Genomic DNA, 24686 nt, shown 5'->3' with positions numbered 1-24686 from the left:
AAAAAACACCAAATCCAGTGCGAGTTTTCGCCATGCAAACCACGCCATCTGCGCTACAGTAGAGGCATGGAAAAAGGAAGCGTATCTATCGATTTCGTACACAGCGCACTGGCACCGCTGATCGCGCGCGGCATCGATACCGGCCCTGTCCTGCGTGAGGCAGGCCTGGAGCCGGCGCTGCTCGCATCCTCCCAGGCCCGGATCTCGGCAAAAAGCTTCAGCGCCCTGTGGCTGGCTGTCGCGCGCGTGCTTGACGACGAGCTTTTCGGCCAGGACAGCCGCCGCATGAAGGTGGGCAGCTTCGCCCTCCTGTGCCAGACTGCCGTCCACTGCGCCACGCTGGGCGAAGCCTTGCGGACCATGGCGCGCTTCTTCAACATGCTGCTCGACGATTTCAACTGCCAACTGGAAATCGATGGCGGCAGGGCAGATCTGGTGGTGCGCGACCGGCGCGCCTGCTCCGCCGCGGTATTCGGCTATGAAACCCTGCTCATGCTGATCCATGGAATTCTTTGCTGGCTGGCCGGACACCAGGTGCGCGTCCTGCGAGCCGATTTCTGCTATCCGGAACCGGCGCGCAGCGCCGAGTACCGCACAATGTATTGCGACGAGCTGCGTTTTGACTGCAGGGACACCCGGCTGTCGTTTGACCTCAGCTGCCTGGAGCGTCCGGTGGTGCAAAGCGCACACACCCTGGGGGCTTTCGTGCGCGGGGCACCCGCCAATATCGTGCGCAAGTACCGCAACCGGGACGGCATGGCGGCGCATGTGCGGCGCCATCTGGCGGCCTTGCCGCGTGCCGGCTGGCCGGACTTCGAGACGCTGGCGCGGCACATGAACAAGGCCCCGTCCACACTGAGGCGCCGGCTGGAGGACGAGGGCGAATCCTTCCAGTCGATCAAGGACCAGCTCAGGCGAGACCTGGCGATCGACCGCCTGTGCAACAGCACCTTGAGTGTGGCAGAGATTGCCACCGAACTGGGCTTTGCCGAAGCCAGCGCCTTCCACCGCGCGTTCAAGAAATGGACCGGTGCCGGGCCGCAGTCGTACCGGCAGCGCATGAACCAGCCCGCGACGCGGGCCGATACGGGCAGGGGTATAGGCGGCGGTTAGCGAGCCGCTAATGCGGCCCCCTGAACATGTCGTTCCAGTTGAACGCCGGCGGTATCGCCGGATAGCCGTTCACCATGGGCACCTGGATTTGCGCAGGCGGCGGCTCGTCTAAAGAGTCGACCACCGCAACCACGGCCAGGCTGCCCGCCACAATCAGCGCGGCCCTCCAGATTCTCTTCTTGATCGTGTTCATTGCAGCTCCCATCGCGCTCCCGCGCCGCCACCTGGTCCCAAAATGCGCCGACATGGCGCCCCGTACATACCGGTCCAATCAAGCGCCGCAGAACACCGGGCGCCGCTTCTCGAAAAACGCGTCCAGTCCCTCGGCAAAATCCGCCGTCGCCGCACAGGCGCAGAACGCCTTGCGCTCGGCATCAAGCTGGTCTTCAAACCGGGTGTCGAAGGAGGCATGGATCAGGCGCTTGATACGGCCGTAGGCAACGGCCGGCCCGGCGGCCAGGCGACGCGCCAGCATTTCCGTGGCGTCGGCCAGCCCCTGCCGGGGAGCGACCCTGTTGACGATCCCCAGCCGGACGGCCTCCTCGGCGCCGAACGATTCGGCCAGCAGCACCAGTTCAAGCGCCTTGCGCGTGCCGACCACGCGCGGCAGCGACCAGCTGCCGCCGGCGTCGGGACTGGCGCCGATACGGGCGTAAGCCAGGTTGAACTGGGTGTCGTCGGCGGCGATGCACAAATCGCAGGCAAGCGCGATGCTCACCCCCGCGCCGGCGACGGCGCCGTGGACGCTGGCGATGATAGGCTGCGGCAGCGCCGCCAGCCGCATCAGCGCCACATTGAGCGGTTTGATAATGGCGTCCGCCGTGGCCGCCGTGCGCGCCTTGTCCTGGTGGAAACACGCCAGGTCGCCGCCGGCCATGAAGGCGGCGCCCTCCCCGCTCACCACCACCACGCGCACATCCTTGCTGTTCTCCAGCTCGAACGTGATGCCGCACAGGGCCTTCGCCATCTCCTCGTCGATCACATTGAGCGCCGCCGGACGATTGAAGCGGATGCGCGCAATGCCGTCGTGGCTCGAATACAGAATGGGACTGCTCTTGGTATGCATGGTCGGTACTCTTCAATAAGTGTCGCGTTCAGCCGTGTCCGGCGGCCACCGGTGCCACGCAGCCGCTCAGGCGGCCATTCTTCCATCCGCCGGGAGCTCCGGCCGCGCCAGGGCGGCGCCTGGCGCCGCGCCGGCCGGTGCTGCCACCGAGAGCCCGGACCCCGCATCGCCCTCCCCGAGCCGGAAGACATGCACCAGCGCCACGAGCTCGCCGGCCTGCTCCCGCAGCGACTCGGCAGCCGCAGCGGTTTCTTCCACCAGCGCGGCGTTTTGCTGCGTCGCCTGGTCCATGTCGCCGATGGCGCGGTTGACCCGTTCGATACCCTCGGACTGTTCCTGGCTGGCCAGCGTGATGCAGCCCATGCAGTCGGTCACGCGCCGGATGCTGTCGACCACCCCTTGCATGGTCGCTTCGGCCTCGCCGACCAGCCGTGTTCCGTCGTCGATGCGTTCGACCGAATCGCCGGTCAGCGTCTTGATTTCCCGGGCGGCGGTGGCGGCGCGTTGCGCCAGGGTGCGCACTTCGGCGGCGACAACCGCGAAACCCCTGCCCTGCTCGCCGGCCCGCGCCGCCTCCACCGCCGCGTTCAGCGCGAGGATATTGGTCTGGAAGGCGATGCCGTCGATGACGGCGATGATGTCGATGACGCGCCGGGCCGACGCATCGATCGCGCCCATCGTGCCGATCACCCGCGACACCACCTGGCCGCCCTGGTTCGCCACCTCGGCGGCGGCGGCCGCCAGTTCGCTGGCCTGGCGCGCGCTGGCGGCGTTGTTACGGACAGCGGCCGTGAGCTCCGCCATCGAGGCCGCGGTGGCCTCCAGCGTGCCTGCCTGCGCCTGGGTGCGGCGCGACAGGTCGAGGTTGCCGGCTGCGATCCTTTCCGAGCCGCCGGCGATGGTCTCCGTGCCGGTGCGCACGCGGCGCACCAGGCGCACCAGGCTGCCATTCATGTCGCGTAACGCGTCCATCATCTGGCCGGTCTCGTCGCGCGAGGCCGCTTCGATGTCGGCGCCCAGGTCGCCGTCGGCTACCCGCCGGGCAAGCTTGGCGGCCGCGCGCAGCGGCCGGGCGATCGCGCGCGCAATCACGGTCGCCAGCAGCAGTCCCAGCGCCAGCGATCCGGCCAGCATGGCGCTTATCGACCAGCGCGCAGCGGAAAAGCGCGCCTCGCCGTCGCGGCTGGCCTGGGCGGCGCCATCGATGTCGATCCGGACCACGGTGTCGATCTGCCCGTTCAATTCCTCCAGCAAGCGGGCGTAGTCGCCCCGTATCAGGAGCAGCGCCGCATCGCCCTGCTCCTTCTCCACCAGCGCCATCAATTTCCCGTGCTCGCCCATGAAGGCCTCGAAGGTGACGGCCGATGCCTTGAAGACGGTGATCTCATCGGGCGTGGACATCAGGTCCCGGTACTGCTTCGCGGTGCCGCCCAGGCGCGTCAGGATGGCGCCGATGCGCGCCTGGTAGGCGTGCCGGGACACCGGATCGCGCGACAGCAGGTAGTTCAGCTCTGTCGCGTGCAGATCCCCCAGGTCCGCCTTCACTTCGAGCAGCGCGCGCACCTTGGGCATCCACAGCAGGCCCAGCTCCTTGGCGGTGCCGTTGACCGCGCCAAGCTGGCCGATCGAAAACACGCCCAGCACGGTGGCGATGGCCAGCATGGCCGCAAACGCGGCCAGCAGCTTGCTGGCGATCGAGAGGGAGGGCATGCGCTTCATGTCAAGCCGCCGCGCTCGGTCGGGACGCCATGCGGCCGTACCAAGCCGCCAGGCGCCGGTTGTCCGGGTCGAGCGGCTGCCCGACCTGCGCGCCGAACTCGACAAAACTGAACAGCAGCAGGTCGGCCAGCGACACGCTCCCGCCGGCAAGGAAGGGGCGGTCGCCGAGCTGCCGCTCCAGCCACGACAACCCTTCGCGCGCCGCCAGCTTCAAGTCGTCCGCCGCCTGCGGCAGGCAGCGCACCCGGTCCTGGAACAGCGGCAGGCCTTCGGCGCCGCGAAAGCCCGCTGTCATGGGCTGCGCCACCATCAGGTCGACCCGCCGCGTCCACATGCGTGTGACGGCGCGGTCCCGCGTGGTCGCGCCGATCAGCGCCGGTTCAGGCTGCGTTTCCTCGATCCACTCGCAGATCGCGAGCGTCTCGGCCAGCGCCGTGCCGTCGTCCAGTTCCAGCACCGGCGTGCCGCCGGCCGGATTGATGGACAGGAAAGGCATGCGCCGGTTTTCGCCGCCGATGATGTCGACCTCGACCTTCGGCACCGGCCATCCCTTCTCCGCGATGAACATATTGACCAGGCGCGGATTGGGCCCGATCGAGGTATGCAGTATCATGGCGCGCCCCGGCTCAGAACTGCACGCGCTTGGTGTAGCCGCCGTCGATCACCAGGTTGGTGCCGGTAATGTAGGACGCCGCGGGGCTGGCCAGGAACAGCATGGCGCGCGCCACATCCTCCGGCGCGCCGAAACGGCCCAGCGGCATCTCCGACAGGGTCTTGTTGTAGAGCTCAGGCACGGCGTCCTTGATCATCGCCCAGTTGCCGCCCGGGTAGGCCACCGGCCCCGGCGACAGCATGTTGACGCGGATGTTCTTGGCCGCCCAAAGTTGCGACAGCTGTTTGCCATAGGTGAGGATGGCGGACTTGATGGCGTTGAACGCCTGCGGATAGATGAAGGTTTCCACTGCGGCCGTGCTCGACATCAGGATCACCGATCCGGCGCCGGATGCTTCCAGGAAGGGCTCCAGCGCTTCGCAGCCACGCACGGCGCCCAGCATGTCGAGCTTATAGGTCAGGTCCCAGTCGGTGGTGCCCTGCGCGCCGGACGAACTGGCGTTGTGGATGAAGATATCGCATCCGCCCAGCTTGTCGGCCGCCTTCACCAGCCAGGCCTTGTAGGCCTCGATGTCGTTCATGTCGAAGGCTTCGCCGAACACCTTGACGCCCGACGCCTTCAATTGCGCCACGGTCTCCTCGACGCGCTGGGCGTCGCGCGAAAAGAAGGCAATGTCGCAGCCTTCCTGCGCAAACAGTTCCAGCGCCGCCCGCCCGATGCCCCGGCTGCCGCCGTTGATGATGACCTTCTTGCCACGCAGTCCCAATTCCATGATGCTCTCCTTGTTGATGTTATGACGGTTGTCCGAGCTTTCCTACCGTGCCGCGGCAGCCCGCGCCACGGAGGATTCGATTTCGTGTTTCCACGGATTGCGCCGCAGCGTCAATCCGCCGTTCACCTGCAGGTTCTGGCCGGTCATGAAGCAGGCATCGCTCGCCAGCCACACGGCGGCGGACGCGATGTCCGATTTGGTGCCGATGCGGCCGAGCGGATAGCATTCGACAAAACTGTCGAACACGCCGGGCACGGCCTTGCCGCCGGCCGTCATCGGCGTATCGGTCAAGCCCGGCGACAGCGAGTTGGCGCGGATGCCGCGCGCGCCGAACTCGTTGGCGACGCAGCGCACCACATGGTCGGTGCCAGCCTTGGTGCCCATGTAGGCGGCGTGGTCGTTAAGCATGATGGTGGCCGTGGCCGAACTGATCTGGATGAGCGAACCGCCCCGGTCCATCTGTTCTATCATCGCCTGGAAGAACATGAACGGCCCCTTGAACTGCAGCGCGCCCATGCGGTCGAGTTCTTCCTCGGTCGTGTCGAGGAAGGCCGTGAGCAGGCCCCAGCCGGTCGCGTTGACGCCGATGTCGACGTGGCCGCCCCAGTGGCGCGCATACGCCGCCAGCGCGATCAGCTCAGCCTTGCTGGTGATGTCGCAGCAGCGGGCCGTGCCGCCGATCTCGGCCGCGAAGCGCTCCAGCTCCCCCATGTGCCGGCCGGCGACCACCACGCGGGCGCCTTGCTCGGCAAAACCGCGCGCAATTGCTTGGCCCATGTTGTCGCGCCCGGCCGCGCCGAGGACGACGGCGATCTTGCCTTGCAGTGCTTGCTGCGTCATGCCGTGCCCCCTGCTTGCGTCTGCGCTGCTATGGGAGCGGCTTCCTTGGACCATGAAATGCCGCGCCGCAGGAGTTCGTAGAACACCGGCAGCTCCCAGGCGCAGCGCTGCACCTCTGGCCAGTGCTCCATCAGCGGGCGCATGTCGTGGTGGCCCCGGCAATGGCCCAGCGTCAGGTACAGTACCGCGCCCTTGCCTATCGTGCGCAGGTAGAACACCGGATGCCGGTCCTTGAGCCAGGCGGAACGCGCGAAGCCCGCCGCTTCCCCCTCGAATTGCGCATCGAGCAGCACATGCAGGTCGGCGCGGGTGTCGGACAGATACAATTCGTCGGTCACATCGAAGGGCTCGATGCCGCGCACCAACGCATGGTCGGCATCGGCCACCTCGACGCGGTAGGGCGCGATCGGCGGATGGGCGATGAACTGCGAACCGAGCGTCTCCATCAGGTGCGGCGCCCAGTCCGGCGAATCGACCAGGCCGTTCGACAGGAAACGCAGGATGGAACTGGTACCGTGCAGGGCATACCAGCGCCCGCCCTGCTCCACCCAGGCGCGCAGGGCTTCCTGCTGCTCCAGGCTGGGCACGACGTCGCAGGTGTAGGTGACCAGGAAGCTGGCGTTGCGGATGGCGTCGAGATTGGCGTAGTCCTCGAACACGCGTATGCGCAGGTTCGCGTCCTCGGCGAGCAGCTTGAGCAGTTCGAGCCGCGCGAAATCAATATCGTGGTACTTGCCCGAGGCGATCAATACGCCGTCGATGGCGCCCGGGTGATGCGATGCTTCAGCCATGCTTGTCTCCAGGTTCGGCGTGGCCTGCGCGTGGCGGCCCGTCCGTTTTGTTGTGCGTTTTGTTCCTGCCTGCTCAGGCGCCGAGCCGCATCGAGGCGCCGTTGTCGACCACGAATTCGGCGCCGTTGACGAAGCGCGATTCATCCGACGCCAGGAACAGCACCATATTGGCCACGTCGTCGGGCTGCCCTGCGCCGGGGTAGTTTTCGCCCACCACGGCAATCACGAGCGGCGTCGCCATGACGCCGGGGAAGACGGCGTTGCAGCGGATCGGGTAGCCCTTCTCGGCGCAGTGCGCGGCCACCGACTGGCTGAGCGCGCGGATCGCGCCCTTGGCCGCCGCGTAGGCCAGCACCTGGGGCGATCCGCGCAGCGCCGTGATCGAGGCGATGTTGATGATCGCCCCGCCATGCGCCTTCATGGCTTCGACCGCGTATTTGCAGCCGAGGAAAGTGCCTTCGGCGTGGATCGCGTTGATGAGGCGGTACTGTTCCAGCGTGGTGGTCTCGATGTCGGCGGCGATGACGATGCCGGCATTGTTGACCAGCACGTCGAGCCGGCCGTACTGCTCGACGGCCATGTGGACGGCGCGCTGCCAGTCGGTTTCACTGCTCACGTCATGGCGCACGAACACGCCGCCGCATTCCTGCGCCACTCTTCGCCCCGCCACCTCGTTGACGTCGGTCACCACGATGCGCGCCCCCTCGCGGGCGAGCAGCAGGGCGTCGGCCCTGCCCAGCCCCGAACCCGCACCCGTGATCAGCGCCACCTTGCCTTCGACCCGCTTCATATCAGGCTCCCACTTTTTCGAGTTGCGCCTGCTCCGGCGTGATGCCGACGCCGCGCAGGAAGGCCTGGTGCATATTGATCAGGGCCGGCTCGTTGCGTCCGAAGGTGGAGAAGGGCTTGATGTTCGCGCTCAGCGACTTCTGCACGTTCGCGCTGACCCAGTAGTCTTCCTTGTCGACCACTTCGCGGATGAACTCGAAATGCGCCTGCGGGTCGCGGCCCTGGTCCGGGCGGTCGAGCTCGGAGCGCCAGTAGCAGCGGTAGCGCGTCACATGGCTGTCGACGGTGGGGCCCGGGTACAGCTGGAAGAACTCGACCGCCGTGGGCGAGACCAGCATCGAAATGTTCGGATAGATGAAGTGCACCAGCTGGAAGTGGCTGAACACATCGGTCCACTGCTCTTCCGGCAAGTCCTTGAAGGCACCGATGGACGTGTTCGGGAATGCGACGCGGTGGTGGCGCTGGCCCGGGCCGAAGCGGTCGAACAGCGACAGGTTGCCGATCGCGTAGTCGCCCACGCTGTCCTTGTGCAGCGGCCCGAAATGGTAGCCCTCGCAGAAGGTGTCGAGCGCCAGCTTCCAGTTGGTCTGCAAGTGCCACTCGTGCGTATCGACCAGGTTCATCCTGGAGAAGTCCCACATCGCGAAGTACTGTGCGAGGTCGCCCAGGTGGTCGTCGATGGAGAACTTCATGTCGGGGTCCAGGCCGACGAATATCATGCCGTACTTTTCCTCGACCGGTAGCTTGACCAGGTTGTAATAAGCCTTGTCGACGCAGCCGAAGCTCTCTTCCTTGAAGATGGTGCGCAGCTTGCCCTTCAGGTCGAAACCCCAGGCGTGGTAGGGGCAGCTGAGGCTGGCGGCCTTGCCGCAGCCCTCTTTCAAGCGCGCGCCGCGGTGCGAACAGGCGTTCAGAAAGGCGTTGACCTTGCCTTCGTTGTCGCGCACCAGCAGCACCGGCACGCCGAGATCGTCGAAGGTGAAGAAGGAGCCGGGCTGGGGAAGGTCCGGCGAGAAGCCCACCAGCTGCGGGTTCTCCTTGAAGATCTTCAGCCGCTCCTGCTCGAACAGCGCCGGGTCGGTGTAGGTCCAGGTAGGGTGGCGGTATGGCGCTGCCGCGCTATCGGTCGTGCCTGCATCGAGATGCGCGAGGACGCGCTTGACGATACCATGCAATACCTCTTTTTCGTTGAGCATGATGTCTCCGTGGTTGCTCTTGTTCTATGTCGATGAGTGTCGATCAAGCACGGTGCGGCAACAACTACCCTTTTAGGGAGGTCTCGGCTGGGCGTCCGTTTTGCTAAGATGAATTGGCTGGATATGTAGCCGAACAGGCAAGCGAACAGGCAACCGAGCAAGCAGCCCAAAACCAGAAAGAGAGACAGACAGATGATCGCCATTTCCGCCCGCATCACCCTCGCCCCCGAGTTCACCGCCGCCTTCGGGCAAGCCGCAGCGGCCATCATCGCGCCGACCCGCGAGGAGGCCGGCTGCAACTACTATGTGTTTGGACGCGATCTGGTCGATGCCAACGTGATCCTGATCAGCGAGGAATGGGCGAGCGAGGACGCCCTGCTCGATCACCTGAAATCGCCGCACATCACCGCCTTCCTGCAGCAGACGCAATCGATGAAGATGCTGGGATTCGAGGTGAAGAAGTACCGGGTCAGCTCGGTGGGCGGGATGGACAGCTGAGCGCTTGAGCCGCCGGTGTCGCTGGCGTCAAGGCGTCAGCGGACCGTCAGCAGGCCGCGCGAACAGGCGATGGCCACCGCGTGCGTGCGGTTGCTCGCGTTGAGCTTGGTGACGGCATTGCGCAGGTGGAAGCGCGCCGTTTCGTGCGAGCGCCGGATGATCAGGGCGACCTCCTCCTCCGTCTTGCCGCAGGCGGCCCAGCTCAGGCATTCGATTTCGCGCGCCGTCAGCGCATTGGGATTGGCCGGGTTGACGGCATCGCGCCGCGCCGCGTCGAGATTGTCGATATGGCGGATGAAGGCGTGCGAAATGAGGTAGGTCGCGCCATAGGTCGCCCGGGCCTGCGCCAGCAGCTTGGCACGGTCGGCGATGCACCACGTCACGTAGCCGGACTTACCTCCCGGACGATGCACCGGCACCGTCACCGCCCCTTCGAAGAACTGGCGGTAGTACTGCAGCACCTCGGTTTGCTCGGGGGCCAGCTTGCGGCCGCGCCAGGCCACGCCGGCGGGATCGCACTCCCAGACGATAGCGTCGGCGGTGCGCCCGCACAGCTGCGTCACCGGGCAATAGCGGCCAAGCTCCCGGTCGACCCATTCGTGCACGCAGTCGGAAGGCCACCCCATGGCGGTGCCGATGAACTGGCCGTCGCTGCAGCGCGGCAGCGCCAGTTGTTCGCGGTCGAGCTGAAAGGCGGCCAGGTCCCAGCCCAGTTCGGCGGCGCTTTCCGCCAGCAGCAGCGCGGCCGAGTTCAAGCTGGTCTGCGCGGCCAGCTTTTCCCTGAAGCGTTCATCCCAGGTGATTTCCATGTCTCCCCTCCGGCATCTGCGTGCTCTGCCAGTAATGTAACACCTATCTTGCTATCGTTGCCTATAAATCCAGCACCAGGCGCTTTCCCAGCGCACGTGAGCAACATGGCGTGAACTGGTCGTTCTTCGCCTTTTCCTCGTCCGTGAAATAGGCGTCGCGATGCGCCGGCAGGCCTTCAAGCACACGGGTGATGCAGGTGCCGCAGACGCCCTCCCCGCAGGAAGTGGGGACGTCGACTCCGTTTGCGGCCAGCACCGCAACGACGCTCCTGTCCGCAGGCACGGTGAAGGTCCTGCCGCTGCTGGCGATCGTCACGTCGAACGCCGCGTCGGCGGACCGGTCTTGCGCCTTGGCGGCGAAGTATTCGAAGTGGATCTGGGCGCTGTCCCAGCCCAGCCCCTTGGCCGTATTTGCCACGTGCTCGATGAAGCCGCCCGGGCCGCAGACATAGAGCTGCGTGTCCGAGTCCGGCGTGGCGATCAGCGCCGGCAGGTCGAGCTTCTCCGACGCGGCGCCGGTGTCGAAATGGAACTGCACGCGCCCGGCAAAGGAGGACGCCAGGATGCGCTCATGGAAGGCAGTGCGGGCCGGCTCGCGGGTGCAGTAATGCATGGCGAAATGCGCGTCGGCGTGCGCCAGCCGCTCGGCCATGCACAGGATGGGCGTGACGCCAATGCCGCCGGCAAACAGCAGCGAGCGGCGCGCCGGCACCAGCGGGAAATGGTTCTTCGGTGCGCTGATGCGCAGCATGTCGCCTTCGCGCACGCCTTCATGCATTGCGGCCGAACCGCCGCGCGAATGCGGGTCGCGCAGCACCCCGATCAGGTAGCGGTGCGTCTCGCGCGGGTCGTTGCACAGCGAATACTGGCGCACCAGTCCATCGCACACATGAACATCGATGTGCGCGCCGGCCGAAAATGGCGGCAAGGGCGCGCCATCGGGCGCGGCCAGCTCGAAACCGGCGATATCCAGCGCTTCCCGGGTTTTCCGGACCACCTTGACGTAAAGATCGCTCATAGTCTTCATCCTCGCTGTGGCGCCATCAGCTTCTTCGCGATGCTCCAGCGATGCACTTCGCTGGGACCGTCGTAGATGCGGAAAGCGCGCATGTCCTTGAAAATGCGCATGACGATGCTTTCGCCCGTCACGCCGCGCCCGCCGAGTATCTGCACGCAGCGGTCCACCACGCGCCACTGCGCTTCCGAGCAGGCCACCTTGGCCATGCTGGACTCGATGTTGCCCCTGCCGCCCTGGTCGAGCAGCCAGGCGGTATGCCAGATGTGCAGCCTGGCGTTCAGCAGGTCGATCTCGTTATCGGCGAGCATGAAGCCGACGCCCTCGTGCTCGCCCAGCGCCTTGCCGAAGGCCTGCCGTTCGCGTGCATAGGCCAGCGCCGCGTCGTGCGCGCGGCGCGCCTGGCCCAGCCAGCGCATGCAGTGGGTCAGGCGCGCGGGCGCCAGCCGCACCTGGGCGTAGCGGAAGCCTTTGCCGATCTCGCCCAGCACGTCGCCGGCCGGCACCCGCAGGTTCTCGAACGTCAGCACGCCGTGGCCGCCGGTGAAGCAGGAGTCGAGGGAGTCCATCAGGCGCTCGAGCCGTATGCCCGGCCTGTCCATATCGGACAGGAACATGGTCGCCGTGCCGTCCTCCATTTTCGCCATGATGATGGCGAACGAGGCCCCCAGGGCGCCGGTGATGAACCATTTGCTGCCGTTGATGACGTAGTGGTCGCCGTCCCGGACCGCCGTGGTCGCCAGCATGGACGGATCGGCCCCCGCGCCGGGCGCCGGTTCCGTCATCGCGAAGCAGGAGCGGATGCGGCCATCGGCCAGCGGCCGCAGCCAGCGCTCCTTCTGCGCTTCCGTGGCGACGGCCTCCATCAGGTGGATATTGCCCTCGTCCGGCGCGTGGATGTTCATGGCGACCGGGCCAAGCGGAGAATAGCCGGCTTCCTCGAAGACGATGGCCTTGGCCACGTGGCTCAGGGCGAGTCCGCCCATGTCGGCCGAGGCGTGCGGCGTCAGCAGGCCGGCGGCGCGCGCTTTTGCTATCAGTTCGGCACGCAGGCCCTCGGACGGGCCGTGCGCGGTGTTGCGCTCGTCGCGCTCGTATGGCATGACTACACGCGCGATGAAGTCGCGGGTGCGCTCCTGTAAATCCAGCAGCAAGGGGGAAAGGGAGAAGTCCATGGTCTAGAAAGATTCGCCTTGGGCGACGGTGTGGGTGAACTCGAGGATGCCGTCGGCAAGTTCGCCGAAGGCCGCGTAGCGCGGGTCTTGCGTCGCGCCTTGCCGGTAGCGCGCGTGCAATTGATGGAAGATCACGGCCAGCTTGAACATGGCCAGCACGCGGTAGAAACGGAAGTCGGACAGATCGCGGCCGGTCGCCTTCGCATAAGCCTGCGCCGCCTGCTCGCGGGTCGGGAACCCGGGCTGCGCGGTCGGCATCTGGCGCAAGGCCTGCATCGCGGGCGGGTCGCCCGCCTCGGTCCAGTAGCTCAGCGTCGTGGCCAGGTCGAACAGCGCGTCGCCGCGCGTGCACTGGTCCCAGTCCAGCACAGCGACCGGCGCCAGCGTGGTCCCGTCGAGCAGGATGTTGTCGAGCTTGATGTCGTTGTGCAGCAACACGAACGGTCCGTCCGGCACCCGGTGCGCGCGCAGCCAGGCGCTCAGCGCCGGGATCAGCGGCGAGGTTCGGCCTTCGGTCGCCAGCAGCGCGCGCTTGCTCCAGCCCTCCACGGCGCGCTCCAGGAATCCTTGCGGCCGGCCCAGGTCGCCCAGGCCGAGCGCATCGGTGTCGAGCGCGTGCAGCCGCACCAGCACGTCCATCATGGTCGCGGCCAGGCGGCCGCCTATCCCCGGCAAGCCGGACAGCGCCTCCGGCAAGGTGTCGCGCACGGCGAAGCCGCGCCGGAACTCGATGATCTGGAACGGCGCGCCCAGCACCGAGGCATCCGCGCCCAGGTACAGCGCCCGGGGTGCCAGGTCCAGCCCTTGCGACACCCGCGCCAGGATGCCGAATTCGCGTGCCATGTCGAAGGCGCCTGGCGGCAGATCGCCCGGCGGCGGGCGGCGCAGCACCGCTTCACGGCCGTCCACCACCACCAGGTAATTCAGGTTCGCCAGGCCGCCCGAGAACTGCCGCGGGGGTTCGGCCAGCGACAATTCCATGCCGTGCCGCGCCAGGTGGATCGCCAACCGGGGCCAGTCCTGGGGAACGCTGTCGGCGGACTCACGCAATCTAGGCGCGGTATCGACCAGGGCCCCGCTCATCAGGGCCATGTTCACCGGTATCCCCTTAGCCGTGCTCCCCTTATCCGGGCTCCCGTGCGCCGGCATCCCGTTCACCCCGGTCTTGTGCCCCGGGATCCCGCTCGTCAGTGCCTCGTTCATGCCGCGCTCCTTTCGGCCAGCAGCCGCGCGCGGATATCCTCGCGCAGGCGGTCCTTGCGGATCTTGCCGGTCGGGGTGCGCGGGAGGGTCTCCAGCACCACCAGGCGCTCGGGATACTTCTGCCTGGCCACGCCGGTGCCGCACACATGGGCGATCATCTGCTCGAAGTCGAGCGCCTGGCCGGCCTTGAGCGTGACATAGGCGCACACGGTCTCGCCCAGGCGCTCGTGCGGCATGGCGACCACCGCAGCCTCGTCAATCGCGGCGTGCCGGTGCAGGATGTCCTCCACTTCCTTGGCGCTGATCTTCTCGCCGCCACGGTTGATCAGGTCCTTCTTGCGTCCCGTGATGACGATGGCGCGCTCCGGCGTCACATGGCCGAGGTCCCCGGTGCGGAAATATCCGTCTGCGTCGAAACTCTCTGCGCTTTGCTGCGGGTCGGCGTAGCCCAGCATCATGGCCGGGCCGCGCGCGCAGATCTCGCCCTCGACGCCGGCGGGAAGCTCGCGGCCATCGTCATCCACCACGCGCACCTCGTAATGCACGATTTCGCCATCGGTCTCGGCAGCCAGGTCGAGCTGGCCGTCGCCGACGAAGCCCAGCGTCGTCAAGGGCACCTCGCTGGCCCCGAACACCCGGAACGCCTTGCAGTTCTCGAACACCTCGCGCGACTTGCGTATCAGCGCGGGCGGCACGGCAGCGCCGCCGCAGGCATAGCTGCGCAGCGACGGCAGGCGTTTGCCCTGCTGCGACGCCTCGGCCAGCAACTCCTGCAGGAAGGGCGTCGCCCCCATGCTCATCGTGGCTTGTTCGCTGTCGATCAGCGCGACGCCCTCGGCCGCGTTCCAGCGCTCCATGAACACGGCGCGCATGCCCGACTGGATAGGCAGCTCCAGTCCCGAACCATAGCCGGTGATGTGCGTGACCGGCGATGCCATCAGTATCGTATCGCCGTCGCCCTGCCCCCAATGCTCGATCGCGCGGCGCACCGCGTATTCCATGCTGTTATGCGAGTGCAGCACCCCTTTGGGACGCCCGGTGGTACCCGAGGTGTACAGGATCAGCTTGACTGCGTTCGGATCAACCACCGGTGCGCTTCCGAGCTTGTTGCCGGCGCCGGCCAGCGCCTCGTAGCTGCAAGCATCGCGTTCCCCCTTCGCCAGGCGCACCGAACAGATATGCTTCAGCGCCGGCAACTGGGGCGCGAGGCGCCGCATCATCGCCATGTAATCGACGCCACGGTATTCGCCGGGCACGAAGGCCGCCTTGACACCGGCATCGGCCAGCATATAGGCCAGCTCCGCGTCGCGGTAGATCGGCACGATGGGCGCCACCACCAGGCCAAGCATGGCGGCGGCAAGATCGATCACCAGCGCCTCTACCCAGTTGGGCAGCTGGAAGCTCACCACGTCGCCGGGACGCAGCCCCATCGCGCGCAGGCTCCCGGCCAGCGCATCGGCATCGGCCACCAGCTCGCCTATGGTCCAGGCACGGCCTTCGAACACGTGGGTCACGCGCTGCGGTTCGCGCAGCGCCAGCGCGCGCGCCAGGTCGCCTATGGTCTGGTTGCGCCATGCGCCGCTGCACACGTGCCCGGCGATCAGCGCGTCGTCGAGGCGCACCTGCCAGCCGCTTACATCGGTACGCATGGCGCTTCTCCCGTTTTTGCCGCGTGTGCCGCGTGTACCGCTTGTTTCGCATGTTCCGCCGGCTGCGACTGCGCCATGAAGCGCGCCATGTGCAAGTCGCGGCCGCCAAAGAGGCTGTCGATCGTCATCGCGCGCCGGAAATAGTGGCTGACATCGAGTTCCTCGGTGATACCCAGCCCGCCATGCAGCTGCACAGCCTCGTTGGCGACCCGCCGCACGGCCGCGCCGATATAGGCGCGCGCACCGCTGACGACGCGTTCGCGGTCAGCCAGCGGCGGTGCCAGCGCCAGCGCCTGCTGGGCGGCATCGGTCAGCGCGCGCGCTTCTTCCTGCAGCAGATACATGTCCACCATGCGGTGCTGCAGGACCTGGTTGCTGCCGATCGGCTTGCCGAACTGTTTGCGTATCTTCAGGTAGTCGCAACTGATCGCCACCAGACTGGAAATGACGCCGCAGGCTTCGGCGCACAGCGCCACCGCCGCCTCATCGAGCGCAAGGGCGATCGCATCCCGCGCCGGCGGGCCGCTCTCGCCCAGCAATTCGGCCCGGCTGCCTTCGAAGCGGAGGTTGGCCGCGCCACGGCCATCGACCAGGCGATAGTTGCTGCGAACAAGCTCCCCCGCGGCGACGATGCACAGCACCGTCTCGCCAGCCTCGTTGCGGGCCGAAACGATCACGTCGTCGGCGATGTCGCCTTGCAGCACCCCGGTCTTGGCGCCGTCCAGCCTTCCGTCGCGCCATACGCAAGGGGAACGCGCATCGTCCTCGTGGGCGAACGCCAGCTTCACCGAGCCGTCGGCGAGTTTTGGCAGCCATGCCGCGCGTTGCGCTGCGCTGCCCTGGCGCAGCAGCAGGCCGGTGCCCAGCACCGCACTGGCGAGCAGCGGCTCGAGCAGCAAACGGCTGCCTGCCGACTCCATCAGCACGCCGATGGCGGCTGCATCCGCATCGATGCCGCCTTCGTCTTCCGGCAGGCGCAATGCCAGCCAGCCGAAATCGGCGTAGTCGCGCCAGGCCTGCGCGCTGTAAGCCTGCCCCTGTTCGAGCAGCTTGCCGCGCGCGAGGAAACCGTAGTGGTCCGATGTGTAGCGCTGCGCGGCGTCGCGCAGCATGGAAATGGTGTCGTGGTCGGTACTCATAATCCCAGCACAGCCTTCGCGATGATGTTGCGCTGGATTTCCGACGAGCCGCCGAAAACCGTCGCCGCGCGATTGTAGAAATGGTCCTTGACGATGCCGCCGGCGTCATCCGGTCCGAGTGGCGGCAGGCCCGCGCTGTGCAACGCCGCCGGGTCGAAGGCGATGCCGGCCGCGCCGAGCAGGTCGACCAGGCTCTCCGCGATATCCTGGTACAGCTCCGTGCCGCGCAGCTTGATCAGCGAGGCCTCGCCGCCGTTCTCGGTGCCGTCCATCATGGCGCCGACGGCGCGGTAGGCCGTCTTCTCCAGCGCCAGGTAGCGCAATTCAAGCATGCCGATGCGGTTGCGCAGCAGTCCATCGTCCACGGGCCGGCCGCAGCCGCAGGGTTCCACTCGGTGCGCCGGTTGCGATGGTTGCGAGGGTTGCGATGGTTGCGATGGTTGCGAGGCTTGCACCTGTTGCGCCAGTTCGCGCAGCCGGTGCAGCGCATGCCACGCCATGCCGATGCAAGCGCCCGCCGTGCGTTCGTTCTTGAGCAGGTACTTGGCGTAGGTCCAGCCGCCGCCCTCCTCGCCGACCAGGTTCCCGACCGGCACCCGCACGTCTTCCAGCCACACTTCGTTGACATGGCGGTAGCCGTCCATGGTGCGGATCTCCTTGACCGTCACGCCCGGGCTCTTCATGTCGATGAGCAGGAAGGAAATGCCGTTCTGCGGGCGCGCCTCGCGGTCGGTGCGCACCAGGCAGAACAGCCAGTCGGCCCAGTGAGCGTACGTGGTCCAGACTTTCTGGCCGTTGACGATGTAGTGGTCGCCGTCGCGCACGGCGGTGGTGCGCAGCGCGGCCAGGTCCGACCCGGCTTCCGGTTCCGAATAGCCTTGCGCCCAGAACTCTTCGTTGTTGACGATCTTCGGCAGGAAACGCTGCTGCTGCGCTTCCGAGCCGAAGGCGTAGATCACCGGCCCGACGTATTTGACGCCGAAGGGAATGACCCAGGGGCAGCCATGGCGCGCCAGTTCGTCTTCGAACACGAATCGCTCGAGGGGCGACCAGGCCAGGCCGCCGTGTTCGCGCGGCCAGTGGCCCACCGCCCAGCCCTGCTCCTGCAGCAAGCGCATCCACTGCTGGTAATCGTCCTTGTCCAGCACCTGGTGGCGCTGCGACTTGGCGCGCAGTCCGGCTGGCAGCACGTCCCGGCAAAACCGGCGTACGTCCTGGCGCAGCGCCTCGGCCCGCGCGCGAGTGTCTTCGCTCATATTCTTTCCTCTTGAGACAGGCGCAGCAACTGCGCGCCCCGGTTGCGGCCGTGGAACACCCTGCCCATCGCTTCAGGCAGCTGTTCCAGGCCGTCGAGTATGTCGATCTGGTAGCGAATGGTGCCGTCCAGGATCCACTCTTCGAGCTTGCGCATCACTTCGGCGTAGCTGCCATAGTGGTCGGTGAGCAGGAAGCCCTCCATGCGCGCGCTCTTGTTCACCAGCTGCATCAAGGCGCTGGTGCGCTGCGTGCCGCCGCCGTTGTAGCTCGACACCAGGCCGCACAGGGCGATCCGCGCGCGCCGGTTGATGCGCTCGAACACCAGGTCCATCACCGGCCCGCCCACGTTCTCGAACAGCATGTCGATCCCGTCCGGACAGGCCCGGTCGAGGCGCTCGCCTACGTCGCCGGCCTTGTAGTCAATCGCAGCATCGACGCCGCAGGTATCGAGCAGCCAATCGCATTTCTCGCGGCCGCCGGCCACGCCGACGACCCGCAGCCCCAGCTTCTTGCCGATCTGGCACACCAGCGAGCCGACGCTGCCGGCCGCCGCCGTCACCACCAGGGTCTCCCCGGCCTGCGGCCGGCAGATCCCGGTCAGCCCGCAATAGGCGGTCAGGCCCTGCACATCGAGCACCGTGCGATAGGCGGCCAGCGGCACGCCGGTGTGCGCCGCCACCGGCTGCAGCCGTTCCGCCTGTGCCGCATACCACTGCTGGCAGCCGCCCATGCCGTTCACATACGTCCCCACCGGCAGCGATGGATGGTTCGACGCTTCCACCACGCCGAGGGTGATGCCGGTCATGACCTCGCCCAGCGGCTGCGGCGGCAGGTAGCTTTCCTTCTCGTCCATCCACAAGCGCATCGATGGCGGCACGAAGAGGTAGATATTGCGCACCAGCGCCTCGCCCGGGCCGGGAACCGGCCGCGCGGCGCTACGGACTTCGAAGTCCTCCCGTGTCACTTCGCCCTGCGGGCGCGCGCGCAAACGCCATTCGGTATTGCCGCTCACTTTGCCCCTCCGATGCCGAGATACTTGTCGAGCGTCAGATGGTGGTGGCGGATGCGGCTCTCCTGGTAGCTGGCCAGTTTCAGCTTGCCGCTCTTCGACGCCTTCATGCCCTTCATCATGTGCGGCAGATTGCGCATGTCCTCTTCGAACACGTCGCCCAGCGCACCGATCTCCGGTGCCTGGTCGAAGCTCTCGTCGTCGCCGAGGCGGCGCAGCGGCGCTGCCGGCGGGCAGTCCGTCCCCGGCTGATAGCGCCCCAGCACGTAGACGTCGAACAGGCAGTGCTCGTGGTCGTCGCCGTCCGGGATGAAGCGGTACACGATGTTGCCGAAGTAGCCGGACCAGACCTGGAAGTTCGGGAACACCGAGTACAGGATCGCGTCTTCCAGCTCGGCCAGCGTCGCCTGCGACAGGTCCTGGCCCGAAATCGCCGAGAACAGTTCGCGATTGAGTTCGCCGACATACTGGCGCGCCGTCATCCCCTCGGGCAGCACATGGCCGTCGCCGTCGGTGCTCGACATGCGGCCCGACAGGATCAGCATGTCGCGCATCGCCGTGGCCTGGTCGACGCCGGACAGGTTCGCGCTCGGTACCCCCATCGGGGTGATGGCGCGCGCGATGTGGTCGTCGAACACGTCGTACTGGCTGTCGACGTCGGCGGTGAAAGTCATGATGCCGGGGTGGGTGGCCTTGGTGTGCATGGCCTCGAAGAAGGCTTCCTGGCCGACCTTCCAGTTGCAGGCCAGGCGGCGCTGCACGTGGGCGATGGAACACGAGCGCTCCATGGCGTAATTACGGAAGTGGTCGGGCACCACGCCCAGGAAGTCGATCAGCGGCTGCGCATCCATGTCGAAGTTGACGAAGACGAAGCCGGCCCAGCTCTCGCAGCGCACTTGCGGCAATTCCATCTTATCGTTGTCGACATGCTGGAAGTCCCATTCGCAGGGCTTGCTCTTGAAGCGCCCGCGCAAGTCCCAGGTGAAGCCGTGGAAGGGACACTTGAGCTGCCCGGCGCAGCCGTTCTGGGTGCGCAGCGCTCGGCCCCGGTGCAGGCAGGAGTTGTAGAAACCGCGGATCACGCCATCGTCGCCGCGCATGACGATGACGGACTTGTCGACGATGTCGTACAGGACATGGTCGCCGGGCTTGGGGATTTCCTCCTCGCGCACCGCGAATTGCCAGGTCCGGGTCCACAGCCGCCGCGCCTCGAGCCGGTGGAAATCGCGCGAGGTGTAGCGGGAGGCATCGAGGTCCTCGTCGCCGAACTTGGGCGGCACCGACTTCAGGTAGTCGGGAACGGCCACCGTCTCTTCCTTGAGCAGACGCTGGAACACCAGCGGATCGCCCGCCGTTTCAGGGGGATTGACGGTGAATTTGATTTCCACGGGTTTGTTCATGTCGCGTCTCCTTCTGGTTGAATTTTTTCGTTTCTTGCATTGTTGATTTCACGCAGGGCCACCACGGCCAGCCGGTCGAGAAGGCGCTGCAGCCGCGCTCCCGTCAGGACCGGGGCCATGCCGATGGCTATCGGCCGCATCGTCGACAGGATCAGGTCCATCAGCACTTGCCGGGTTTCCTCGACCTCGGACAGGAAGGGGAAATGCCTGACCATGCTGTCCGAGATCTTCCTGTCGAGCGCCTTCTCCAGCGGAACCATGGCGCGCCGGAACAAGACGTCGGTGCGGGCGCCACGCTGCAGCTCGTTCAGCGCGAGAAAGGAAGGCAAGGCGAAGTACTTTTGCAGCACCGCCATCGTGTCGCGCATATCGTCCAGCGTCGGCCTGCCGGCCGGATGCACCGGGATGCGGCCGATCAGCCGGTCGTACTCCTCCGCGCGGCGCTCGATGACGAACAGCGCGGCCGCATCGAACACCTCGGCGCGGGCCTTGAAGTGATGCGTCATCGCGCCACGCGACACGCCCGCCCGCTTGACGATCTTGTCGGCGGTGGTCTGCGCGTAGCCGATTTCGACCAGGCAGTCCAGCGTCGCCTCGAGGATGGCGATGCGGGTCTGGCCGCTCTTTTCGGCCTGCCACGCGCTGCCCCTGGCCACGCCGGCGCCCGCGCCGCCACGCGCTCGGCGCATGCGCGGCAGGCCGTCGTCTTCCAGAGCCAGGCGTCTCATCGCGTGTCCGCTCCCTCTAGGACAGGCGCACCGAATGCGCGTAATCGACCGTCAGCGTGCTGCCGTTGATGTACGACGAAGCCTCGCTGGCTAACAGCAGCAGCGCGCCGTCGAGCTCCTCCAGGCGGCCGAGCCGTCGCGGCGGCAGGTTCGCGATCTCCTTCATGCCGGCGTCGGATTCGAAGAAGGGATTGGTCATCTCGGACGGGAAGTAGCCCGGCGCGATCGCGTTGACCCGGATGCCATGCGGCAGCAGGTCGAGCGCCATGTATTCGGTCAGATGGATCAGCGCGCCCTTGGTCACACCGTAATTGATGAAATTGCCTTTGGCCAGCTTGCCGAGGATGGAGGCGATATTGACGATGGCGCCGGGCTGCTTGCGCGCGATCAGCCGGCGCGCCATCTCCTGCGACACGTGGTAAGGGCCGGACAGGTTCACGTCCAGCACCGACGCCCACTGCGCCTCGCTCATCTCCGGGAACGGCGCCGGCGACGACAGGCCCGCGTTGTTGATCACGACGTCGACAACGCCGAGCTTTTCCTGCACCTGGTCGAAGGCGCGGTTGATCGACGCGCGGCTGGCCACGTCGATCTCGCAGGCGAACGCCTCGCCGCCCCGGTCGACTATGCCCTGCACCACCGCCTCGATGCGGTCGGTACGGCGCGCGGCGACCGCCACCTTGGCGCCCGCCTGCGCCAGCACCGCCGCGAAATGCGCGCCGAAGCCGCTGCTGGCGCCGGTCACCAACGCGACACGGCCTTGCAGTGAAAATCGTTGTTCCATTGTCTTCATGGTAGTCATGGTCTTATCTCGCAAGATCGATCGGGTCCGCCAGCTGGTCGGCGATGAAACGGACAAAGCGCGCCGCGTCCGCGCCGTTGATGACGCGGTGGTCGTAGCTGAGCGAGAACGGCATGGCCAGCGTCGTGACAAGCTTGCCGTCGGCCAGCGCGAGCCGTTCAAAGGTGCGCGTCACGCCCAGGATGGCCACTTCCGGCGCATTGATGATGGGCGTGAAGGCGGTGCCGCCTATCGCGCCGAGCGAGCTGACCGAAAAGCAGCCGCCCGACATGTCCGCCATCGGCAAGCCCTTGGCGCGGGCGCGCGCGGTCTTGTCGGCCAGCTCGCCGGCGATCTCGACCACCGACTTCTTGTCGCAGTCGCGTATCACCGGCACCATCAGCCCGTTGGGCGTTTCGACCGCCACGCCGATGTGGACGTAGCGCTTCATCACCAGCGCGCCGCCGTCGGGCGAAAGCGAGGCGTTAAAGCGCGGGAAGGCGGCCAGCGCCCTGGCGGCGGCCTTGATCAGGAAGGGCAAGGGCGTGAGCTTCACGCCGCCGGCCGCGAGCTCGCGGCGGAAGGCCTCGAGGGCGTCGGCGCAGGCTTCGTCGTGGTGGGTGACATGCGGAATCTGGGCCCAGTTGCGCGACAGGAAGGACGCCACCAGCTTCTGGTTGCGCGACAGCGCCACCGTTTCGACCTCGCCGAACTGGGCGAAGTCCATCACCGGCATGGGCGGCAGCGTGGCCGGCCAAGCGGCGGGGACCGGCGCAGGTGCGGGTATGGGTGCGGGCGCAGGCGCGGCCGCAAGAACTGGCGCTTCCATTACGCAATCTCCCCGATCACGGTGCCGACTTCATAGGTCTCGCCGGCAGGCTTGATGATCTTCAGCACGCCGTCCTCGATGGCCTCGACTTCCTGCACGGCCTTCTCGCTTTCCAGGCCATAGATCGCCTGCCCTTTCTTCACAGCGGCGCCGTCCGGCACCATCCATTCCACCAGCAGCGCTTCATTCATCGAAAAGCCCAGCTTGGGCAACAGGATCTCGGTAGCCATGATGTGTTTCTCCTTTTATTTGAGTACTTGCAGGATCGCTTCGGCGATGCGGTCCTGGCCCGGCATGTAGGCCATTTCGAGCGGCTTCGAAAACGGCACCGGCGAACGCACCGACCCCAGGCGGCCGACAGGCGCCTTCAGCCGGCCGAACAGTTCCTTGTGCAGGCGCGCCGCGATCTCGGCGCCGACGCCGAAGTCAGCCTGCGCCTCGTGCGCCACCAGCGCGCGCCCTGTTTTCGCCACCGATTTGCAGACCGTGTCGAAATCGAGCGGCGCGATCGTGCGCAGGTCCACCACTTCGATCGAGATGTTGTCCTTGGCCAGTTTGTCGGCCACGGCGACAACGTCGTTCAGCGTGCGGCTGTAGCTGATCACGGTCGCATCGGTCCCTTCGCGCACGACCTTGGCTTTGCCGATAGGAATGCGCTCGCCCCGGACTGGCGCTATGCCGGGCGTGAAATACAGCGGCATGTTCTCGATGAAGATGCAGGGATCGTCATCGAAGATGCAGGACAGCAGCAGGCCATAGGCATCGGCCGGACTCGATGGCGCCACCACCTTCAGGCCGGCCGTGTGCGCAAACCAGGCTTCCAGGTAGTCGCCGTGCTGGCCGCCTGTACCGAAGCCGGCCCCTGTGGCCGTGCGTATGGTCAGCGGCACATGGGTCTGGCCGCCGGTCATGAAACGCAGCTTGGCGGCGTGGTTCACGATCTGGTCCATCGCCACCGTCATGAAGTTCATCAGCATGATCTCGGCCACCGGCCGCATGCCTGCCAGCGCCGCGCCGACCGCCGCGCCGATGATGGCCTGCTCGGCGATCGGCGTCGAACGCACCCTGTCATTGCCATGTTTGGTCGACAGGCCGCTGGTGCACTTGAACACGCCGCCGCCCTGGGGATCGGCCACGTCTTCGCCGAGCACCAGCACAGTGGGGTCGAGCGCCAGCGCATCGTCCATCGCCATGTTGATGGCCTGTGCCATCGTCATCTTTGCCTGGGTGGTGCTCATGCTGCGTTCTCCATCGCGTAAACATCCTTGTACAGCTCCGATACGTCGGGATAGGGGCTGGCCAGGCCATACTTGGCCGCCTCGTCTATCGCCTCCGCGTTGGCGTTCTCGATCGCCGCCAGGTCCGCATCGGACGCGTGGCCCTGTTCAATCAGCCAGGCGCGCAGGCGCGGCACCGGATCGGCCGCGACGGCGGCCGCCATTTCCTCTTTCGGGATGTAATGGCTGTCGTCGCCCAGCAGATGGCCGCGGAAGCGGAAGGTCTTCGCGTCGAGCAAAGTCGGCCCTTCGCCGGCGCGCGCGCGCTCGATCGCGGTCCTGGCGGCATCCCACATGGCAACCGCGTCGTTGCCGTCGACGGCAACGCCGGGCATGCCGTAGGCGATGCCGCGGTCGGCTATGGTGCGCGAGGAAGTGCCGTCCTCGTACTTCGTGTGTTCCGCATAGCCGTTGTTCTGGCACACGAACACCACCGGCAGCTTCCAGACCGAGGCCAGGTTCAACGCCTCGTGGAACGCGCCGATATTGGTGGCGCCGTCGCCGAAATTGCAGACCACGACCTGCCCGGTTTTCTTCAGCTGGGCCGCCCAGGCCAGGCCGTTGGCGATCGGCAGTCCGGCGCCGACGATGCCGGTGGTGACCGGCAGGCCTGAAGCGAGATGGGTAATGTGCATCGGCCCGCCCTTGCCCTTGCAGGTGCCGGTGGCGCGGCCCATGAATTCGGCCATGAAGGGCTTGAGCGGTATGCCCTTGGCCAGCTGGTCGTGAATGCCCCTGTAGGTGGTCACGACGACGTCGCTGGGCCGCAAATTCACCGACACCGCCGCCGGGATGATTTCCTGTCCGCGCGTCGAGTAGTACGGCGAGGCGATCTGGCCGGCCATGATCAGTTCGATGAAGCGGTCGTCGGTCTGCTTGATCAGCGTCGCCAGGCGATAGATCTCGCGCAGCACCGGCGCTTCCGGTTGGTTTTTCTCACTCATGGCCTAGTCCCTTCGTGATAATTAGATGATTAAGAGAAAAAATAAAACGTGTTTGTTTTTTATTTCAAGGACAT

Annotated in this window: 26 protein-coding genes; 2 read left to right on the top strand and 24 right to left on the bottom strand. The window is 66.5% G+C overall.

What is annotated here, in order from left to right:
• Positions 1-66 precede the first annotated feature (66 nt).
• Positions 67-1113 (top strand): AraC family transcriptional regulator, encoded by a 1047-nt coding sequence (locus ACSQ8Y_RS04920; protein ID WP_436265337.1) that lies wholly within the window; start codon positions 67-69, stop codon positions 1111-1113.
• A gap of 7 nt (positions 1114-1120) precedes the next feature.
• Here ACSQ8Y_RS04920 and ACSQ8Y_RS04915 read toward each other — a convergent pair whose 3' ends face one another.
• The 9 genes from ACSQ8Y_RS04915 to ACSQ8Y_RS04875 form a co-directional block, all read right to left on the bottom strand.
• The gene (locus ACSQ8Y_RS04915; RefSeq protein WP_436265336.1) at positions 1121-1306 is read right to left on the bottom strand and encodes a hypothetical protein; all 186 of its coding nucleotides are present in this window, start codon (positions 1304-1306) and stop codon (positions 1121-1123) included.
• A gap of 78 nt (positions 1307-1384) precedes the next feature.
• Positions 1385-2179, bottom strand: a complete 795-nt coding sequence (locus ACSQ8Y_RS04910; protein WP_436265335.1) for an enoyl-CoA hydratase/isomerase family protein — start codon at positions 2177-2179, stop codon at positions 1385-1387.
• Between the two features lie 66 nt (positions 2180-2245).
• Complete coding sequence (locus ACSQ8Y_RS04905; RefSeq protein ID WP_436265334.1) at positions 2246-3898, bottom strand: methyl-accepting chemotaxis protein; 1653 nt, start codon at positions 3896-3898, stop codon at positions 2246-2248.
• Between the two features lies 1 nt (position 3899).
• Positions 3900-4511, bottom strand: a complete 612-nt coding sequence (locus tag ACSQ8Y_RS04900; protein ID WP_436265333.1) for a glutathione S-transferase family protein — start codon at positions 4509-4511, stop codon at positions 3900-3902.
• Between the two features lie 13 nt (positions 4512-4524).
• On the bottom strand, positions 4525-5283 hold the full coding sequence (locus ACSQ8Y_RS04895; RefSeq protein ID WP_436265332.1) for an SDR family NAD(P)-dependent oxidoreductase: 759 nt from the start codon (positions 5281-5283) through the stop codon (positions 4525-4527).
• A 42-nt stretch (positions 5284-5325) separates the two neighbouring features.
• Complete coding sequence (locus ACSQ8Y_RS04890) at positions 5326-6123, bottom strand: SDR family oxidoreductase (RefSeq protein WP_436265331.1); 798 nt, start codon at positions 6121-6123, stop codon at positions 5326-5328.
• Positions 6120-6914 (bottom strand): ThuA domain-containing protein, encoded by a 795-nt coding sequence (locus ACSQ8Y_RS04885; RefSeq protein ID WP_436265330.1) that lies wholly within the window; start codon positions 6912-6914, stop codon positions 6120-6122. Before ACSQ8Y_RS04885 ends, ACSQ8Y_RS04890 begins: the two co-directional genes overlap by 4 nt.
• A gap of 73 nt (positions 6915-6987) precedes the next feature.
• Positions 6988-7704 (bottom strand): SDR family oxidoreductase, encoded by a 717-nt coding sequence (locus ACSQ8Y_RS04880; protein WP_436265329.1) that lies wholly within the window; start codon positions 7702-7704, stop codon positions 6988-6990.
• Between the two features lies 1 nt (position 7705).
• On the bottom strand, positions 7706-8899 hold the full coding sequence (locus ACSQ8Y_RS04875; RefSeq protein ID WP_436265328.1) for an aromatic ring-hydroxylating oxygenase subunit alpha: 1194 nt from the start codon (positions 8897-8899) through the stop codon (positions 7706-7708).
• A 192-nt stretch (positions 8900-9091) separates the two neighbouring features.
• Between ACSQ8Y_RS04875 and ACSQ8Y_RS04870 the strand changes: the two genes are divergently transcribed.
• Positions 9092-9397 (top strand): putative quinol monooxygenase, encoded by a 306-nt coding sequence (locus ACSQ8Y_RS04870; RefSeq protein WP_436265327.1) that lies wholly within the window; start codon positions 9092-9094, stop codon positions 9395-9397.
• Positions 9398-9432: 35 nt separating this feature from the next.
• Here ACSQ8Y_RS04870 and ACSQ8Y_RS04865 read toward each other — a convergent pair whose 3' ends face one another.
• From ACSQ8Y_RS04865 to ACSQ8Y_RS04795, 15 genes are all read right to left on the bottom strand, one after another.
• Positions 9433-10206 carry a helix-turn-helix domain-containing protein gene (locus tag ACSQ8Y_RS04865; protein ID WP_436265326.1) on the bottom strand — a complete coding sequence of 258 codons (774 nt, stop codon included), beginning with the start codon at positions 10204-10206 and terminating at the stop codon, positions 9433-9435.
• Positions 10207-10267: 61 nt separating this feature from the next.
• Positions 10268-11224: a PDR/VanB family oxidoreductase gene (locus tag ACSQ8Y_RS04860; RefSeq protein ID WP_436265325.1), complete on the bottom strand. Its 957-nt coding sequence runs from the start codon at positions 11222-11224 to the stop codon at positions 10268-10270.
• Positions 11225-11229: 5 nt separating this feature from the next.
• Positions 11230-12396, bottom strand: a complete 1167-nt coding sequence (locus ACSQ8Y_RS04855; RefSeq protein ID WP_436265324.1) for an acyl-CoA dehydrogenase family protein — start codon at positions 12394-12396, stop codon at positions 11230-11232.
• Positions 12397-12399: 3 nt separating this feature from the next.
• Positions 12400-13488 (bottom strand): phosphotransferase family protein, encoded by a 1089-nt coding sequence (locus ACSQ8Y_RS04850; protein WP_436269752.1) that lies wholly within the window; start codon positions 13486-13488, stop codon positions 12400-12402.
• Positions 13489-13595: 107 nt separating this feature from the next.
• Positions 13596-15248, bottom strand: coding sequence for an AMP-binding protein (locus tag ACSQ8Y_RS04845; protein WP_436265323.1), 1653 nt, complete (start codon positions 15246-15248; stop codon positions 13596-13598).
• Positions 15233-16387, bottom strand: coding sequence for an acyl-CoA dehydrogenase family protein (locus tag ACSQ8Y_RS04840; protein WP_436265322.1), 1155 nt, complete (start codon positions 16385-16387; stop codon positions 15233-15235). Before ACSQ8Y_RS04840 ends, ACSQ8Y_RS04845 begins: the two co-directional genes overlap by 16 nt.
• Complete coding sequence (locus ACSQ8Y_RS04835; protein ID WP_436265321.1) at positions 16384-17643, bottom strand: acyl-CoA dehydrogenase family protein; 1260 nt, start codon at positions 17641-17643, stop codon at positions 16384-16386. Before ACSQ8Y_RS04835 ends, ACSQ8Y_RS04840 begins: the two co-directional genes overlap by 4 nt.
• Positions 17640-18656 (bottom strand): NADP-dependent oxidoreductase, encoded by a 1017-nt coding sequence (locus ACSQ8Y_RS04830; protein ID WP_436265319.1) that lies wholly within the window; start codon positions 18654-18656, stop codon positions 17640-17642. The genes ACSQ8Y_RS04835 and ACSQ8Y_RS04830 overlap by 4 nt, the downstream gene beginning before the upstream one ends.
• The gene (locus ACSQ8Y_RS04825; RefSeq protein ID WP_436265318.1) at positions 18653-20053 is read right to left on the bottom strand and encodes an aromatic ring-hydroxylating oxygenase subunit alpha; all 1401 of its coding nucleotides are present in this window, start codon (positions 20051-20053) and stop codon (positions 18653-18655) included. Before ACSQ8Y_RS04825 ends, ACSQ8Y_RS04830 begins: the two co-directional genes overlap by 4 nt.
• The gene (locus ACSQ8Y_RS04820; protein WP_436265317.1) at positions 20050-20781 is read right to left on the bottom strand and encodes a TetR/AcrR family transcriptional regulator; all 732 of its coding nucleotides are present in this window, start codon (positions 20779-20781) and stop codon (positions 20050-20052) included. The genes ACSQ8Y_RS04825 and ACSQ8Y_RS04820 overlap by 4 nt, the downstream gene beginning before the upstream one ends.
• 16 nt (positions 20782-20797) lie before the next feature.
• On the bottom strand, positions 20798-21583 hold the full coding sequence (locus ACSQ8Y_RS04815) for an SDR family NAD(P)-dependent oxidoreductase (RefSeq protein ID WP_436265316.1): 786 nt from the start codon (positions 21581-21583) through the stop codon (positions 20798-20800).
• Between the two features lie 4 nt (positions 21584-21587).
• The gene (locus ACSQ8Y_RS04810; RefSeq protein WP_436265315.1) at positions 21588-22391 is read right to left on the bottom strand and encodes a 2-oxo acid dehydrogenase subunit E2; all 804 of its coding nucleotides are present in this window, start codon (positions 22389-22391) and stop codon (positions 21588-21590) included.
• A complete protein-coding gene (locus ACSQ8Y_RS04805) occupies positions 22391-22621 on the bottom strand; it encodes a biotin/lipoyl-containing protein (RefSeq protein WP_436265314.1) in 231 nt (76 codons plus the stop codon). Before ACSQ8Y_RS04805 ends, ACSQ8Y_RS04810 begins: the two co-directional genes overlap by 1 nt.
• A 15-nt stretch (positions 22622-22636) precedes the next feature.
• Positions 22637-23629 (bottom strand): alpha-ketoacid dehydrogenase subunit beta, encoded by a 993-nt coding sequence (locus ACSQ8Y_RS04800; protein ID WP_436265313.1) that lies wholly within the window; start codon positions 23627-23629, stop codon positions 22637-22639.
• A complete protein-coding gene (locus tag ACSQ8Y_RS04795) occupies positions 23626-24612 on the bottom strand; it encodes a thiamine pyrophosphate-dependent dehydrogenase E1 component subunit alpha (protein ID WP_436265312.1) in 987 nt (328 codons plus the stop codon). Before ACSQ8Y_RS04795 ends, ACSQ8Y_RS04800 begins: the two co-directional genes overlap by 4 nt.
• Between the last annotated feature and the right edge of the window lie 74 nt (positions 24613-24686).

The organism is Pseudoduganella sp. LjRoot289 (assembly GCF_964252925.1).
Classification (GTDB): Bacteria; Pseudomonadota; Gammaproteobacteria; order Burkholderiales; family Burkholderiaceae_D; genus Rugamonas.
The sequence above is the reverse complement of the archived record's forward strand: the minus strand, read 5'-3'. Positions and strand labels throughout refer to the sequence as shown.

Coding starts and splice junctions, on each gene's coding strand:
- ACSQ8Y_RS04915 (WP_436265336.1), bottom strand. CDS start 1,306: ATGAACACGATCAAGAAGAGAATCTGGAGGGCCGCGCTGATTGTGGCG.
- ACSQ8Y_RS04875 (WP_436265328.1), bottom strand. CDS start 8,899: ATGCTCAACGAAAAAGAGGTATTGCATGGTATCGTCAAGCGCGTCCTC.
- ACSQ8Y_RS04840 (WP_436265322.1), bottom strand. CDS start 16,387: ATGAGTACCGACCACGACACCATTTCCATGCTGCGCGACGCCGCGCAG.
- ACSQ8Y_RS04820 (WP_436265317.1), bottom strand. CDS start 20,781: ATGAGACGCCTGGCTCTGGAAGACGACGGCCTGCCGCGCATGCGCCGA.
- ACSQ8Y_RS04890 (WP_436265331.1), bottom strand. CDS start 6,123: ATGACGCAGCAAGCACTGCAAGGCAAGATCGCCGTCGTCCTCGGCGCG.
- ACSQ8Y_RS04845 (WP_436265323.1), bottom strand. CDS start 15,248: ATGCGTACCGATGTAAGCGGCTGGCAGGTGCGCCTCGACGACGCGCTG.
- ACSQ8Y_RS04885 (WP_436265330.1), bottom strand. CDS start 6,914: ATGGCTGAAGCATCGCATCACCCGGGCGCCATCGACGGCGTATTGATC.
- ACSQ8Y_RS04865 (WP_436265326.1), bottom strand. CDS start 10,206: ATGGAAATCACCTGGGATGAACGCTTCAGGGAAAAGCTGGCCGCGCAG.
- ACSQ8Y_RS04815 (WP_436265316.1), bottom strand. CDS start 21,583: ATGACTACCATGAAGACAATGGAACAACGATTTTCACTGCAAGGCCGT.
- ACSQ8Y_RS04870 (WP_436265327.1), top strand. CDS start 9,092: ATGATCGCCATTTCCGCCCGCATCACCCTCGCCCCCGAGTTCACCGCC.
- ACSQ8Y_RS04920 (WP_436265337.1), top strand. CDS start 67: ATGGAAAAAGGAAGCGTATCTATCGATTTCGTACACAGCGCACTGGCA.
- ACSQ8Y_RS04850 (WP_436269752.1), bottom strand. CDS start 13,488: ATGGCCCTGATGAGCGGGGCCCTGGTCGATACCGCGCCTAGATTGCGT.
- ACSQ8Y_RS04855 (WP_436265324.1), bottom strand. CDS start 12,396: ATGGACTTCTCCCTTTCCCCCTTGCTGCTGGATTTACAGGAGCGCACC.
- ACSQ8Y_RS04900 (WP_436265333.1), bottom strand. CDS start 4,511: ATGATACTGCATACCTCGATCGGGCCCAATCCGCGCCTGGTCAATATG.
- ACSQ8Y_RS04805 (WP_436265314.1), bottom strand. CDS start 22,621: ATGGCTACCGAGATCCTGTTGCCCAAGCTGGGCTTTTCGATGAATGAA.
- ACSQ8Y_RS04905 (WP_436265334.1), bottom strand. CDS start 3,898: ATGAAGCGCATGCCCTCCCTCTCGATCGCCAGCAAGCTGCTGGCCGCG.
- ACSQ8Y_RS04825 (WP_436265318.1), bottom strand. CDS start 20,053: ATGAACAAACCCGTGGAAATCAAATTCACCGTCAATCCCCCTGAAACG.
- ACSQ8Y_RS04895 (WP_436265332.1), bottom strand. CDS start 5,283: ATGGAATTGGGACTGCGTGGCAAGAAGGTCATCATCAACGGCGGCAGC.
- ACSQ8Y_RS04880 (WP_436265329.1), bottom strand. CDS start 7,704: ATGAAGCGGGTCGAAGGCAAGGTGGCGCTGATCACGGGTGCGGGTTCG.
- ACSQ8Y_RS04795 (WP_436265312.1), bottom strand. CDS start 24,612: ATGAGTGAGAAAAACCAACCGGAAGCGCCGGTGCTGCGCGAGATCTAT.
- ACSQ8Y_RS04800 (WP_436265313.1), bottom strand. CDS start 23,629: ATGAGCACCACCCAGGCAAAGATGACGATGGCACAGGCCATCAACATG.
- ACSQ8Y_RS04810 (WP_436265315.1), bottom strand. CDS start 22,391: ATGGAAGCGCCAGTTCTTGCGGCCGCGCCTGCGCCCGCACCCATACCC.
- ACSQ8Y_RS04835 (WP_436265321.1), bottom strand. CDS start 17,643: ATGAGCGAAGACACTCGCGCGCGGGCCGAGGCGCTGCGCCAGGACGTA.
- ACSQ8Y_RS04910 (WP_436265335.1), bottom strand. CDS start 2,179: ATGCATACCAAGAGCAGTCCCATTCTGTATTCGAGCCACGACGGCATT.
- ACSQ8Y_RS04860 (WP_436265325.1), bottom strand. CDS start 11,224: ATGAGCGATCTTTACGTCAAGGTGGTCCGGAAAACCCGGGAAGCGCTG.